This is a genomic window from Anaeromicropila populeti (assembly GCF_900112775.1).
Lineage (GTDB): Bacteria > Bacillota > Clostridia > Lachnospirales > Lachnospiraceae > Anaeromicropila_A > Anaeromicropila_A populeti.
The window spans coordinates 189,064-204,429 of record NZ_FOYZ01000001.1 but is presented as its reverse complement, the minus strand read 5'-3'; the positions used below and the strand labels follow the sequence as shown (position 1 = coordinate 204,429).

Genomic DNA, 15,366 nt, shown 5'->3' with positions numbered 1-15,366 from the left:
AAATATAAAAGTAACCGAATTGCCAGAGAGAAGGGAGCAATTCGGTTATTGCTTTCTATTGCCATGAGAGATTGACAATTTCAAAAGCGTGATATATTATAGTAAGGACATAGAAATTAGAAATAAGTGGAGACACTTATAAAGGAGTACAAAAATGAAGCTTCGTAGCGTAATTAAAAAATGTAAAGTAATTGCGTTTAATTCTTATTATGCGCATTATTATTACAAGAATGAACTAAAAGAGAACATTATTTTAGTAGAATCAAAGAATGGCGGAGACTTGGCCGGTAATATGTTTCATATACTAAAGGAATTAACTAGTGGAGGCTATCAAGAGTATAAAATTGTACTTTCGTGTACAAAGAAAAAGCATGCCGAAATTAAAGAAAGACTAGATAAATATGAAATAAAGAATTTAGAATTTGTGAATACCAATACCTATGCATATTATAAAATGCTGGCAACAGCTAAATATTTATTTACAGATACAACCTTTACAAGGACATATTTAAAAAAAGAAGGACAAATTATTACTAATACCTGGCATGGAACTCCTCTCAAATTTATGGGACGTGATGTGGAAGACAGGGCATATGCCATGGGAAATGTGCAGAGAAATTTATTATATGCAGATTATTTAATTTATCCCAATGAATATATGAAAGAAAAAATGGTAACAGCCTATCATTTGGATATGGCATATGAAGGAACTATTTTAAATGAAGGATATCCGCGGAATTCTGTTTTTTTTGATAAAGCAGCAGGCAGTTCTATACGTACTGAATTAAACATAGAAGATAAGCAGGTATATATTTATATGCCTACATGGCGGGGAACATTGACAAATAAAAATACAGATCATTTATTGGCAGTTATGGAATATTTATTACTAATGTTGGACCAGCAGTTATCAGATAATCAATGTGTATATGTTAAGCTGCACCCATTCATTAGTAAAGGAATGGACTTCTCTAAGTTTACTCATATTCAAGATTATCCAGCTCAGTATGATGTATATGAATTTATGAATATGTGCGATGGACTTATTACAGATTATTCCAGCGTTTTTTATGATTTTGCCAATACGGGTAAGAAAATTATTTTATGGGCGTATGATGAGTCAGATTACTTAGGTGAGCGTGGAGTATATACTACGCTAAAGGAAATGCCATTTCCTGTAGTTAAGAAAGTGGAAGATTTGGTAACAGAAATCAATACACCGAAGAACTATGATGATACCCTTTTTAGAAATGAATGCTGTACGTATGATGGTCCAGGGGCAGCAGAGCGAATCTGTAAACATGTTATTAGAGGAGAAAAAGTTTGCAAGGAAGAAAAGCTTAATCACGGAAATAAAGAAAAAGTACTTATGTATGGTTCTGCACTTGCACAGAATGGATTAACGACGTCTTTACTTAACCTGTTTGAAAATATTGATTTAACAAAAAGAAATTATTTTGTTTCTTTTACGGAGACGGCGGTTAAGAAGCAGCCACTTCGGGTTTCTAGAATACCAGAAAATGTGGGTATTATGCCAATGAGCAGTGAAGCAAGCTTTACTATTTTTGAAGCAGCAGCATACATTTTATTTTTTAAAAGGAATAAGGAAAATAAGTTTACCAAGAAATATTTGGACCGATTGTATAAGCGGGAATTGATTAAGCATTTTGGAGGAGTAAAGTTTGATTATTTTATACAGTTTGCGGGATACGAAAAGAAGATAATTAATTTGTTTGAAAGATTTGACGGACCAAGGTTTATTTATGTTCATAATGATATGGTTGCTGAAATGAAAGCAAGAGGAAACCAACATTATCTGACCTTACGGAATGCCTATCAGAATTACGATAAGGTTGCAGTAGTTACAAGAGACATTGTTCCGCCTACATTGGAGATAAGTAATAAAAAAGATAACATTGTAATAGTAAATAATTGTCATGCCCATATGGAAATTAGAAGACGGGGAGATTTACCAGTAGAATTTGATGATGATACAATATGTAATGTAAGTTTTGAAGAATTGCAAAGCGTATTAAAAAGTAAAAATAAAAAGTTCATTAGTATTGGAAGGTTTTCTGCTGAAAAGGGTCATATGATGTTAATGCAGGCGTTTGAGAGGTTTAATAAGGATTATAAGGACAGTGTGTTGATTATTATCGGAGGACATGGTAACTTATGGAGACAAACATTTCGATATGCCAGCGAATCTAAGGCACAAATTATTACAATACGTTCCATGAAAAATCCTATGTCCATATTAAAAAAATGTGATTTATTCATATTGTCTTCTGTATATGAGGGACTTGGATTGACGATGCTTGAAGCAGATGCATTAGGAATTCCAAGTATGTCTACTGACATTCCTGGACCTCAAGGGTTTATGCAGGATTATGGTGGATATCTTGTGGAGCCAAGTGAAGATGGTCTTGTAAAAGGTATGAAAGCATTCATGAAGGGGAAAGTAAAAGCAATGAATGTAGATTATGACCAATACAATCAAAGAGCAGTGGAACAATTTGAAAGTTTATTTGAAAGACTAGGAAAGAGGTAACTATGAAAATCGGTATTGTTACATTTAATAGTGCGCACAATTATGGAGCTGTTTTGCAGGCATGGGCCTTACAGGAATATTTGAAATCAGAAGGCCACTCACCTTCCATTATTAATTATAGAATTTTTGATATTGATAAATTGTACCGTTTATATAAACCAAAAAATCCTTACAAAAAACCTGTGCTAAATGATTTAGTGCATAGGGCACAGGAATTTAAAGCCAGATTAAGAGACAAGAATAAATATAAGAAATATAAAAAGTTTGAACACTTTATTAATCACACATTATATACAACCAATCCAGTAAAAAATTATGGACAGCTTTTGAAAGAAGAATTTGACTATGATGTGATGATAGCTGGCAGTGATCAGATTTGGAATGGTGTGTTTACAAAAATGAATCCAGGATATTTTCTGGCATTTGGAAATGATGATGTGAAACGTATTTCCTATGCAGCAAGTATTGGAAAAGACGAAATTTCTGATGTTGAGGCTATGCCATTTCAAAAATATATTCGAAATTTTGACTATATTTCTGTAAGAGAAGAAAAGGCAAAAGAACAGGTTCAACGATTTACTGATAAAGATATTGAAGTGGTGGTAGATCCGACTCTGTTGCTGCCAAGAGAAAAATATGATGCTTTGAAAAAGGATCCTAAATTAAAGAAGGAATATATCTATGTGCATAATGTACATCTTAATAAGGTAGATGAAAGATTAAATGCAATGGCAGAAGAACTGTCGAAAAGAACAGGCTTAGGTATTGTTCAAAACAGAGCAGATTATACTTTTCCCAATGAGTACCATAAATTTATTGATGGTGGGCCAGAGGAGTTTATAGGATGGATTGCGAATGCAAGATATGTAATTGCAAATTCATTTCATGCAACAGTATTCTCCATGATTTATCATAGAGAATTTATTACGATTCCACATTTTCAGAATCCAGACAGAATGCGCTTTTTTTTGGATTCGTTAGGCATAGGAAGTCATTTAATTGACGTTCCGGAGCATCTTCCAGAAGATTTATCAAAGTTACGCATTAATTATAGTGAAGTGGAAGAAAAAAGAAAGAGAATGAGGGAACGGTCCATTGCATTTTTAAAGCGTGCTATAGAGTCACGAAAAACTACAGCAGGATATGCAAAAGACAAGAAATACTTTGATTATAACGATCCATATCGCTGCTATGGGTGCAGGGCTTGTGAAAGTATATGCCCGACAGGTGCGATTCAAATGGAAGGTGATAAGGAAGGCTTTATATATCCCGTAATCCAATATGATAAATGCATTTATTGTAACAAGTGCCGAGAAGTTTGCATTTACCAAAAACCAGAATTATTTATTCCAATGACAGAGAATCTACCCAAGGTATATGCTGCTTTTCATAAAGATGAGGAGATACGAAAGAAGACTGCCAGCAGTGGTGTCTATCATGCATTTTATGATTATATGAAACGAACAAAGGGATTTGTGGTAAATGTAAAAATGGATAGTGAATATAATCCAGTCTACGCAATTGAGGCAGGAGATGCATGCAATGATTTTTGTGGTGTAAGATTTGTAAATGGAAATAGTAAACAAATTAAGCCTACTGTAAAAAAGTTATTAGAAGAGGGTAAAAAAGTATTCTATTCAGGAAATCCATGTGAGATTGCTGGTCTACACAGTTACTTAGCAAAAGAGTATGAAAATTTATATACAGCTGAGGTAGTATGTACAGGAATTCCATCACCAGAAGTCTATCAACAATATAAAACATTTTTAGAAGAAAAATATCATTCCCAAATAGTAAAAATGGATTTTGATAATAGATTTAAGGGAAAGACAAAAGGATATTTTATTGCTGAGTTTGAGTCGGGAGAAGTACTTTTGGAGGAATCTAGGAAAAATAATTATGTAAATAATTATACAAATTATAATTTGCAAAGACCTACTTGTTATACGTGTGAATTTATGAATAGCCAAGAAAGCGTTGCAGATATTACCATAGGTGCTTTTGCTAAAGTAGAAAAACTTCATCCTGAGATGGGAGAGTTTTATGGAACATCGTTTATACGTCTTAATACAATAAAAGGACAGGTATTATTTGAGGGTGTAAAGGAGAATTTGAATATAGAAGAATCAACCTTGGAAAATGCGTACCAGAATACCCGGAAGTCAGCAATTCCGCTTACATTTTCAAGAAGCTTACTAATGAATCAATTAAGCACTAAAACAATAAATGCTCTATTGCAAGAGTATAATTCATTAAAGCATAAAAAGAAAAAACGGTAAATGGAAAGGGGAATTAGCCTTGAAGGTTGGAATTGTTACGTATTTAAAAAATGACAGCATATCTGAGATATTACAGGTCTGGGCGCTAAAGCGTGCCTTTGAAAAGAAAGGCTGCCAGGTAAAAATAGTAAATGCTTGTTTTGAAATGAATGAGGATTTTAGTAGAACGAATCACAGCTTAAAAGGATGGAAGCAGTGGCTGCCCTTTCATCCAGTTAGAAAAAGTAGTGAGGATGCTGGCATAGAACCGAAAAACATGCACTTCAAGGAAGAAGACATTAGTTTTTTTGACGATTATGTCGAATGTTTTGACAAAAACATTTTTACGGAAGAAGTAAATCATATGGATCTCTGTGTTGTAACAGGAGAAAAAACTTGGTCAATTCGAAACTGGAATTCATTAGAGGAAACACTTTTTTTAGCTGAAATTAAAGAAGGGGTAAAAAAAGCAGCATTAGGAGTTGGTGATAATCAACTAGGGTATTCAGCAAAAGAGCGTAAAATGCTTAAAAAATGGGTCAATGAGTTTTCGTTTATAGGAGTAGTTCAAAGTGAATTTCAGCAGGAGCTGCAAAAGGTTATTAAGAACCAAGTTACTGTAATTCAAGACAGTACACTCTTGCTTAGAAGAAGTGAATATAGTATGATAAAGAAAGACCTTTTAACTGAGCAGCGATTCATTTTGGTTGATATGAATCAATATGACAGTCAGCTTGTGGAAATTGCAGATAAAGTTTCCAATGAATCTGGACTGCCAATCTATTGTTATCAGTACAAGGGTGTATTTCAAAATGAAGTAGAAGAGGAATATGTTACACAGCCATCGGAGTATCTTGGAGCAGTTGAAAAAGCGGATTATGTCATAACCAATCATTTTCATGGTACAGTATTTGCGTTGTTGTTTGAACGTCAAATGCTCTATATTTCGGGGCGTGAAGTCTATAAGAGAACGGAAGAATTGTTGGATAATCTGGGTATGAAGAAGCATAGGATAGCAGTTGCTTCTGAATATAAAAATCTGAAACAGGCTGAAATCGCAAATAAGTATGCACTGCCAAAAAAGATGGGTCTGTTAAAGGTAGAAACGTTAAAGAACATGAATATTTTATTAGGAATTTCAGTTGGTGAGGAACTAGTAGATTGTCCAACTAACATAATGAAAAAGGATTGTTGTGGATGCTATGCCTGTAAGGAAATATGTCCGCACAATGCCATAACCATGGTGCCAGATCAAGAAGGTTTTTCCTATCCTATAGTGAATCCTGAATTATGTACAAGCTGTAAAGCGTGTGAAAAGGTATGTGTGATTCGTGAACCAAAGAAAGTTGAATGGAAACCAGAATTTCCCAAAGTATACGCAGCATATCGAAGTGATGAAAAAATTAGAATGAAAAGTACTTCTGGAGCAATTTTTCCAGGACTTGCCCGGCATATTATTTTGACGAAGAAGGGATATGTCTGTGGTGTCCGTTACGATGAGGATATGAATGTAGTAATGGATATAGCAGATAATATGGCAGATGTAAAGAAATTTTATGGGTCAAAATATGTGAAGAGTGACCTGAATGGGGTATATCCCCGTATAAGAAAATTATTGCAGGAGGGTCAGTATGTGTTGTTCTCAGGACTTCCTTGTGAATGTTCTGCCCTGCGTTCCTATCTAAGAAAAGATTATGGAACATTATATATATGTGAAATTCTATGTCATGCAGCGCCTTCTCCAAAGTTATTTAAGAAGTACGTGGAATATCTGACAGAAGAGTTTGGCTCAAAGGTAACAAATATTAAATTCCGTGATAAGAGGAAGGGATGGCTGATTCATCAAAATACGATGGTGATCGAGTTTGCAGACCGGAGTCCTAAGCGTGTAAATGCCAGAAAAAATAATTATTTTCGTGCATTTTTAAACGACTATATTGCAAGACCAAGCTGTTCTGATTGTAAGTTCACTTATTTAGAAAGAGCAGGGGATATTACCATTGGAGACTATTGGGGTATCCAAGACATAGATCCAGAATTGTTTGATAATAAAGGTGTCAGCTGCGTTTTTATTAATAACAAACGAGGGCTGGAGATATGGAATCGAATAAAGCAGCATTATGAGTATAAAGAGAGTACATTGGACTTGGCATATATGAAGAACCATAAAAAACCAAGCCCTTACCGTTCAGAAAGAGAAGAGATTTTTGGAAGATTTGACAATGAGCCAATTGACATATTGTTAGAAGAATTCAATGATCTGAAAAAATAATATGGAGAAAAAAGATGAAAAAGTATTTTAAAAATTTTATGAAATATAGGCATCTGTTAGTTGAGTTAGTGAAAAAGGATGTTAAGTTGAAATATAGAAGATCTTATCTGGGCATTTTATGGACGCTACTGGAACCATTACTAACAATGATTGTACTAAGTGTTGTATTTGGAACGTTATTTGGTAAGGATGAACCTACATGGCCAGTATATATTTTAACAGGCAGGTTATTATATTCCTTTTTTTCCAATAGTACAAAGGCGACGATGAAATCAATTCGAAATCATGGAGCAATGATTAAAAAAGTTTATGTACCAAAATACATTTATCCTCTTTCAAGTACTTGTTCCAGTTTTGTGACATTTTTAATCTCATTGATTGTATTGGTGGCAGTTTCTATTGTCTTAAAGGTGCATGTAACCTATTATGTATTTTTGGCAATTATTCCGTTGGCAATTTTATTTGTGCTTACCTATGGAGTAGGAATGATTTTAGCTACTATGTCGGTCTTTTTCAGGGATTTGGAGTATTTGTGGTCAGTAGGTCTTATGATGATTATGTATACCAGTGCTATTTTTTATGAAAGTGATCGATTAATAAAAAGCGGGTATGATTGGATTTTAAAATATAATCCTGTGTATGCCATAATATTGAATTTTAGAAATGCTGTATATTATGGACAGGGATTTGATACTTATTCTCTGGTATATTCCACTGGATTTAGTCTAGTAACATTAGTAATAGGGCTACTACTATTTTACAGAAAGCAGGATAAATTTATCTTATTTATTTGATTAATGCAGATGAATTTATTTATGAAACTAAAGGTTGAAAATATGATGGAGGTGTGCTGTGGCTAAGGCAGTCGTGGATGTGAAAGACGTTACTATGCGTTATAACATCAGTTCACAAAAGGTAGATAATTTAAAGGAGTACTTTATAAAGTTTGTTAAAAAGGAAATCATGTATAATGAATATACAGCACTGGATCATGTGTCTTTTCAGTTGGAAAAAGGTGATCGTTTAGGGATACTTGGACTAAATGGTGCCGGGAAAAGTACACTGCTAAAAGTGATTGCTGGAGTACAAAAGCCAACAGAGGGTTCGGTATCAGTAGCAGGACGGATTGTGCCGCTGCTTGAGCTGGGAGCAGGATTTGAGAAGCAATATACAGGTGCTGAGAATATATATTTGTACGGGACGGTACTGGGCTATTCAAGAGAATTTATTAAAGAGAAGTATGAGGAAATTATAGAGTTTTCGGAATTGGGAGACTTTATTAATGTGCCAGTGAAGAATTATTCCTCTGGTATGAAGTCACGGTTGGGGTTTGCAATTGCAACAGTTGTGGAACCAGATATTTTGATTTTAGATGAAGTGTTGGCAGTAGGCGATGCAAAATTTAAAAAGAAATGCGAAGCTAAAATACAAGGTATGTTTGATAGAGGCATTACGGTATTGTTTGTATCGCATTCACTTCAGCAGGTTCAGAGAATTTGTAATAAAGGAATTTTATTGGAAAAAGGCAGGCTCATTGCAAGTGGCATGATAGATGAAGTAGCAGCATTATATGAAGAAAAGACTAAATAGAGAAAAGGATGTCCTAATGAATGACAGGACATCCTTTTCTTTATTGTGTAATCTTTTAAGCACCTAAAACAACAGAAAGAGCAGTATTCAATAATTTTTGATTATTTACATCAACAATATAGTTATCAATACATGGATTTAGTAAAATAACTGAATTAGCCGATAGCGTATCAGTGTAAGTAAAGGTTATGGTATTACCTGATATTGTTGTGTTGCTGATAGAAAGTGTTTTATTGTTACAAGTAAAAGTAAAGTTTACTTTACTTGAAGTACTGATAGAAGTTGAAAAAGTAATTACAATCTGTTTTTTAGCTGTATTTCCACTAATACTTTTAACTTCTAATGTTTTGTTATTTGTCAAAACAATCATTTCTTTATAATTCTGCATAGTGGTAAAGGAACCTTTATAACCTTTTATTCCACTAACTGATATCTGGTAGGGAACACCAGAAGTAATTGAGTTTGAAGCAATCGTTAGTCTTACAATAGCAGGAGCATTGTAATTATTAGCAATCAGGCTGACAGAAGAAATAGTAAGTCCAGATATGCTGTAATTTGCTTTGTCTTGCGCAGTAGTAGTATCTAACATGTTTTGAAATGTAAAATAAATGTATTCGTTATTGGTACCGCCAATTTGAACATTAGATGGACCAGGCAGCGGTGTGCTGTCACCAGCAGTTTTTACAGCAGTTACAGTTGTTTCAGTACTATAATTATTATAATAATCTACGATAAAGCTGGCAGGCAGTGTAAAGGTATAGGTTCCTAATTCCTGAAAAGAATCTGTAAAAACAAGCTTAACTTGTTTACCGCTTGCTGTTGCTGTAAAGGCATAAGGAGTAGAGGCGCTTACAATCCCATCAATACTGCTAATAACATTCATATACCCTTTTGTAGTTAGTAAGGTAATATCTGTGCTATAAGTAAGCGTTAACACATTTTGAGAAGCATTATTATCCTTTACAGTAGTAAAAGTAGTCGCTGTAACAGACGGAAGTTGAACAGCAGAAGAAAAATTCACATAGCGGGTTATATTTGTTGATGGAGTGTTGGCATTGTAACTGCTATAGCCACTTAAAATCACCTCTGCATTTCCTTTTAAGTTTACAAGATTGGTATTCATTAAATTATAAATTACCTGTTTCTTATTAGATTCATTTACCTTACCTGATATATAATTACCACTTATTAATGCATAGCCAGGTGTTTTAATGGATTTATCAAATAAAGCAATTAGGCTGTTTCCATTTCGGTAAATAGTCTGACAGGATGCCTGAGCAGAAGGTGTTGTATTGGTATACAGCTGTACGATTAGTGGATAAGGGTTTGTTGTATTATCAGCGTAGTCTGTTATTCCATAAAAAGTGACTTCTATTGTAGTATTTTGATCAGTTGTATACAAGGAAGACAAATCCAGTACAATAGATTTCTTATCCTCAGATAGCTTATAGTTACTTTTCGTAGTAAAAAGTGCTGCGTTTGTTACAGAAGAACCATTGATTTTTTTTGGAGAAGTAGCCTCTAGGTTTGTTATATCAATTGGCTCACTGAAATTTAAGCTGACAACTAATCCTGTGTCATCAGTGGTACAGTTTAAGTAAGTCGGCCTCACATTATCTAAAAGAGTCAAATCCTTTGAGAATGCCGTTAAAGCATATCCAGAAGCTGACTTAATCGTACTGTCCAGACTAATCCCATAAGAACCCTTAAATTCATTTGTATTAGAAATATACAAAGTTTTTTGATCGGAGGACAAAGACCCCTTTAAGGTACCTAAAGCGGATGCATTACTGTTGGCGCGAATACTAATGGAATCCAGTAAGTAATTGTTAGAGTCCAGAAGTGTAGAAGCAGCCATAGCCTCTGAAAATTCAACAGCCAGTTCTTTACCGTGATTCAAAGAGCAGTTCTTAACAGAAACATCAGGTTTTGTAATATATAATAATATTTCTTGTTTTACCGTATTTGTAGCAGCCATAGCCTTTTTTTCAGTGGCACCAGCGCAAACAATTAATTTTGTAATTCCAGTAGAAAGTGGAGTTACAATACCCTTCGTTTTATGTACGGTTGCCTTTGATGTATCTTCAATATAATAACGAATGACATCCGTAGAGGAGCTTTTGGAAGAAGAACTGATTTTTTTAGCATTAAAATCATAGTTTGTCCCAACAGTTAATACATGAGCATTATATTGCTGATCAATTACCGCATTTGTAAATGTAATTGATTTTGCTGGAACCTTTACTGTTATTTTACAAGTTAATTTTTTGGTTGTACTTCCAGATTTGACTGTACAGGAAATAGTTACAGTACCGCGTTTTTTTGCAGTGACAACTCCTGCCTTGCTGACAGAGGCAACGGAAGTATTTGAACTTTTCCAGGTGATTTTACTATTAGAAGGAGCAGCCGCCTTTAATTTATAGGATTTACCCACACCTGTTATAGTTTTTTTTGAAACATTTAGCGTTGGTTTAACTGCTGCCTTTGCCTGAAGTGATGGAATGGCAAAAACCATCAGAAAGAAGCAGATTGCCAATAAGTGTAACCTTTTTTTCATAGTTTCCTCCTTATTTCTTATTTTGATGTTTGAACACTGATAAAATAAATGTCCCTAAAGATATTGTAAACTTAATTATCAGCTTTGTCAAAATGTATCTTTCAGCTAAGGCTGTCATTATAGTTTGAATGACAGCCTTAGCCTGATTTGAGCAATTATTTGGTTGTAAGAATTGGTTTGTAGCACCAGAACCAGTCTGCACATTCAAGTCCTTGTTGGGAAGGATCATTTACACGCTCCACAAGTTGCGTGTAGGTTCTTGGAGGAGGTACCAATACTGGATCACCTGGCTGCCAGTTGGCAGGTGTGATTACGTTAAATTCATCTGTGGTCTGAAGGGCAATTAGAAGTCTTAGAATTTCAGGGATGTTACGTCCATTTGTAATGGGGTAAACAAGAATTGCCCGGATAATTTGTTCTGGATCAATAATAAAAACATCCCGTACAGTAGATGTATTGCTTACATTAGGAGCAATCATTCCATATAAGTTAGCAATTTCACCGATTCGATCAGCTACAATAGGAAATGGAATCTGTGCGCCAGTAAGCATGTAAATCTGATTAACCCATGCCAAATGGGAAAGGTTACTGTCAATACTTAATCCAAGCAGGTCGGCATTGTGAGATTGGAATTCTGGATAAAGCTCTGTAAAGGCAAGAAATTCGGATGTACATACAGGCGTGAAATCACCAGTATCAATAGACTAAAAGGAATTGACATGTTTTTATTGTTTTATTATACTATTTTTAGGATTTAATACAAGGAGAAAGTATATGAAGACAATAGCCATTTATTGCAGACAGTCAATTGATAAACTAGACTCGGTCAGCATTGAAGCCCAGATAGAACAATGTAAGCGATACCTGGATAGTGATAATTACGAAGTCTATTTTGATAAGGGGTGGTCAGGGAAGCATATTAGCAGACCTAAAATGAATCAACTGGTTCAGGATATAAAAAATGATAAGATTTCAAAGGTAATCGCATACCGGTTAGATCGAATCAGTAGAAATATAGTGGACTTTGGGAACCTGTTAACTCTTTTCAGTGAGTACAATGTTGACTTTGCGTCTGCCACAGAAAATTTTGATACTTCGACTCCCATCGGCAGAGCAATGGTCTATATCGTAATGGTTTTTGCACAGCTAGAAAGAGAGACAATAGCTGCGAGAATAAAAGATAATTATAAATTTAGAAGTTCCACAGGAAAGTATTTTATGGGTGGTAATGTGCCGTTTGGATATGAAAGTCAAAAGGCAATAGTGGATGGGAAAAAAGCAAGTATTATTGTTCCAGATGAAAATAATGCAAAAATACTAGAGGATATTTTTGATGCATTCATAGCTGGTGAAAGTCTGTATAATATTGCTCACAAGTTAAATATAAATGGAATTAGAACGGCATCAAATAAAATGTTTTATGAAAACGCAATAAGACGAATTTTGCAAAATATAACTCCCTGTGCAGCCGATGAAAAAATATATAATTATCTTTTTTCACTGGGATATAAAATAAGTAACCCAGTAGAAGATTTTACAGGGGATAACGGAATGTGTATATTTTTTAAGAATAAAAATCGAAATGAAGAAAACGATATATCAGAGCATGTGGTAGTTGTTGGAATTCACAAACCAATAATCCAGTCCGAGAAATATATTCGTGCGCAAATATTGTTAGGTAAAAACAGTAAAACAATGAGTAAAAAGCGTTCAAAGCAATCTTTTCTAGCAGGATTATGTACGTGTGTTGAATGTGGTAAATCGTTTGGTTTGAAAAGTTCATCAAGGTATAAATACTATTGCTGTAGGGGCAGGCAAACAACTGGGATGTGTAACAACAGGTTATATATAAGAGCAGACGAATTTGAAAAGGCAGTTATTGAGCAGTGTATTAATTATTTGAACCAATTTTCCCATACAAAAGAAGAAGTAGAATTAGAACAAATTCCTGACAATACAAATAGTATTGCGTTGATTGAACAGCAAATTGCTAATTTAATAGAAAACATCGGAAAAGGCAATAGTGTTGTCGATGAATTGCTTACTAATAAGATAACTTCATTGCAAAATCAAATAGATTCCTTTAGGGTGGAGAAAGAAAAAGAAATTGTTGGGAAAGTGGAAGCCAGGGAGATAAACGATTTAAAAAGCATATTTCAGGATTTTGACAGCTTAGACATAGATAAAAAAATATTGAATATAAGAAAAATTGTAAAGAATATTGAGATTACAAAAGATGAAGAGGTGAAAATTTATTACTTAATTAAGCCATAACTAAACTAGGCATTTTTGATTTATTTAAACTGTTAAAAAATTACAGATAAAGTTTGAGTTTAATTAAAGCGATGGATTTATTTGACATATTTTTTATTAAGTGTTACAATAAATAACATCTTAAGATGATTATCCGAGTATATATTTGGAAATAGAAATAAGGAGTGTTAAATATGAAAAAGAAAATTTTTAGAGGTATTGCATCACTTGCAGCAGCAGTTGGTGTTCTTTCTCTAAACCCTATGATTGCAAAGGCTGCAATTCCAAACAATATTATTTTGTATTATACGCAAGGAGCGCCTAGCAGCTGCACCTGTACTTATAGTAGTTTTGAGTATACTGCATGTGGAAATTCATCGACTGTTTTACGTATATCAAACTTTTCAAACCCTGATCCATATATAAAGATTAATACAACTCCCGCATTATCAACTCGATATTATTATGGAGTAACTAATGGGTACATAGAAGTGCCATATGCAAATGGGGCGTCAACAATAAGAGGTTCCATGGTACCAACAAATGTTACCTTATATAACTATTCAAATTGTGGCAGCTGTGCTGTGTATGGTGTTATTACAGAAGCGGATGGCTGATAAGAAAACTTTTTTCACTTCCCTATATCATATAGGGAAGTGAAATTATTATTTATATCAAAAATGAATAGAAGGGTATCGCTTATGAAGAAGAAATTTTACATATTTTTGTATGTAGGAATATTAATATTATTAGTGAGCTGTCAGAAGGTTCCTGAAGAAGTAATGGAGAATACCAATTCTGGTGATAAAATAGAACAAGGAAGCGTGGATACGAATTATGATACACTAGAAAATATATATAAAAGCTATGAACAGGTAAAAAGTAATACCTATGATAATTTGAACTTTTCAACAGACTTTTCCATTAACATGCCTGAAGAAATTGGTCTGCTGACATTTAAGCAAACGGAACACTTCTATGATAATAACAAGGAGCTATTGAATCAATTTGTTAAAAATGTGAATACGGATTTGATAATGGAAACTGATGCGAATGCCTATATGACAGGAATGCAGTACAATGATGTAAAAAAGAATGAGTCGTTTTCTATATGTAATAATGGATTTTTTTTCTATGAAAAATATAAATATAGTGACTGGATAAATGTAGAAAATAGAGATCTCGTGGACTATACCTTAATGGATGAAATATTTATGAGAAAAACCAATCAAAATTATACTACGGAAACGTATGATTGGAATCATAAAACCTTTACTTTAAGTGACGTTATTCAAACGGCGTCCAACTATGTGAAGGAGATGGCTTCTCCATATGATACGATGGATTGGATTCCTGAAAATATAAAGATTTATCAGTATACAAGCGGAGAATTCTTTTTTCGGCTTGCATTTACGAAGTCCTATAAGGATGTACATCTGTTTTATAATAATTGGGGAAATAAAGCTAATACTATGAAAGAGCCATATGTCCGTGTGTATCAGCCTATTTTGGTAATGGATTCCTCTTTAAAAGTATTTTTTATAGACAATTATCCAGGTATTATTGAATATGTGGAAACAAAGGAAACGTATGATAAAATTATTACATTAGAGTATGCTACTGAAAAACTATCGGAGCTTCTTTCTTCCTATCGGAGGTATAGTGTACAATGGATTTCATTAGAGTATAGATTAATCCTAGAAGGTGGAATCGTTTCTGGTGATACGATTAATGATACTTCTGTTGCTGGCAATGTATATGAAGCACGTCCCTGTTGGACCTTTTATCTGAATAATGATCCCAACAATTTAATTTTTGCTATGGTGGATTGTGTAACAGGAGAAATTGAATTTGTCTGTAATAATTAGAGAAAAGAAGAGGATAC

At 33.9% G+C, this 15,366-nt stretch carries 10 protein-coding genes; 8 read left to right on the top strand and 2 right to left on the bottom strand.

Annotated elements, in window-relative coordinates; genetic code table 11:
- The first annotated feature begins 154 nt into the window (after positions 1-154).
- The 5 genes from BM305_RS00915 to BM305_RS00895 all read left to right on the top strand — a co-directional run bounded on the left by BM305_RS00915 (position 155) and on the right by BM305_RS00895 (position 8,671).
- On the top strand, positions 155-2,551 hold the full coding sequence (locus BM305_RS00915; RefSeq protein WP_092558812.1) for a CDP-glycerol glycerophosphotransferase family protein: 2,397 nt from the start codon (positions 155-157) through the stop codon (positions 2,549-2,551).
- A 2-nt stretch (positions 2,552-2,553) separates the two neighbouring features.
- Positions 2,554-4,830: a polysaccharide pyruvyl transferase family protein gene (locus tag BM305_RS00910; protein ID WP_092558811.1), complete on the top strand. Its 2,277-nt coding sequence runs from the start codon at positions 2,554-2,556 to the stop codon at positions 4,828-4,830.
- A 19-nt stretch (positions 4,831-4,849) separates the two neighbouring features.
- A complete protein-coding gene (locus tag BM305_RS00905) occupies positions 4,850-7,081 on the top strand; it encodes a Coenzyme F420 hydrogenase/dehydrogenase, beta subunit C-terminal domain (RefSeq protein ID WP_092558810.1) in 2,232 nt (743 codons plus the stop codon).
- 14 nt (positions 7,082-7,095) lie between these two features.
- Entirely contained in the window at positions 7,096-7,875 is a 780-nt protein-coding gene (locus tag BM305_RS00900) for an ABC transporter permease (RefSeq protein WP_092558809.1), read from the top strand.
- Between the two features lie 94 nt (positions 7,876-7,969).
- Positions 7,970-8,671, top strand: a complete 702-nt coding sequence (locus BM305_RS00895; protein ID WP_092559034.1) for an ABC transporter ATP-binding protein — start codon at positions 7,970-7,972, stop codon at positions 8,669-8,671.
- Positions 8,672-8,726: 55 nt separating this feature from the next.
- Here the strand turns inward: BM305_RS00895 and BM305_RS00890 are convergent, their stop codons facing one another.
- Positions 8,727-11,228, bottom strand: a complete 2,502-nt coding sequence (locus BM305_RS00890) for an Ig-like domain-containing protein (protein ID WP_092558808.1) — start codon at positions 11,226-11,228, stop codon at positions 8,727-8,729.
- A gap of 155 nt (positions 11,229-11,383) precedes the next feature.
- On the bottom strand, positions 11,384-11,929 hold the full coding sequence (locus tag BM305_RS00885) for a peroxiredoxin (RefSeq protein ID WP_092558807.1): 546 nt from the start codon (positions 11,927-11,929) through the stop codon (positions 11,384-11,386).
- Between the two features lie 73 nt (positions 11,930-12,002).
- Here BM305_RS00885 and BM305_RS00880 point away from each other — a divergent pair, with 73 nt between their 5' ends.
- From BM305_RS00880 to BM305_RS00870, 3 genes are all read left to right on the top strand, one after another.
- Positions 12,003-13,502: a recombinase family protein gene (locus BM305_RS00880; RefSeq protein WP_092558806.1), complete on the top strand. Its 1,500-nt coding sequence runs from the start codon at positions 12,003-12,005 to the stop codon at positions 13,500-13,502.
- Positions 13,503-13,675: 173 nt separating this feature from the next.
- Positions 13,676-14,098, top strand: a complete 423-nt coding sequence (locus BM305_RS00875; protein ID WP_092558805.1) for a hypothetical protein — start codon at positions 13,676-13,678, stop codon at positions 14,096-14,098.
- 84 nt (positions 14,099-14,182) lie between these two features.
- On the top strand, positions 14,183-15,349 hold the full coding sequence (locus BM305_RS00870; RefSeq protein WP_092558804.1) for a hypothetical protein: 1,167 nt from the start codon (positions 14,183-14,185) through the stop codon (positions 15,347-15,349).
- The last annotated feature ends 17 nt before the right edge of the window (positions 15,350-15,366 follow it).

Excerpts from the sequence above, each read along its gene's own strand:
- BM305_RS00915 (WP_092558812.1), top strand. The coding sequence starts at position 155 with ATGAAGCTTCGTAGCGTAATTAAAAAATGTAAAGTAATTGCGTTTAAT.
- BM305_RS00910 (WP_092558811.1), top strand. The coding sequence starts at position 2,554 with ATGAAAATCGGTATTGTTACATTTAATAGTGCGCACAATTATGGAGCT.
- BM305_RS00900 (WP_092558809.1), top strand. The coding sequence starts at position 7,096 with ATGAAAAAGTATTTTAAAAATTTTATGAAATATAGGCATCTGTTAGTT.
- BM305_RS00895 (WP_092559034.1), top strand. The coding sequence starts at position 7,970 with ATGCGTTATAACATCAGTTCACAAAAGGTAGATAATTTAAAGGAGTAC.
- BM305_RS00890 (WP_092558808.1), bottom strand. The coding sequence starts at position 11,228 with ATGAAAAAAAGGTTACACTTATTGGCAATCTGCTTCTTTCTGATGGTT.
- BM305_RS00880 (WP_092558806.1), top strand. The coding sequence starts at position 12,003 with ATGAAGACAATAGCCATTTATTGCAGACAGTCAATTGATAAACTAGAC.
- BM305_RS00875 (WP_092558805.1), top strand. The coding sequence starts at position 13,676 with ATGAAAAAGAAAATTTTTAGAGGTATTGCATCACTTGCAGCAGCAGTT.
- BM305_RS00870 (WP_092558804.1), top strand. The coding sequence starts at position 14,183 with ATGAAGAAGAAATTTTACATATTTTTGTATGTAGGAATATTAATATTA.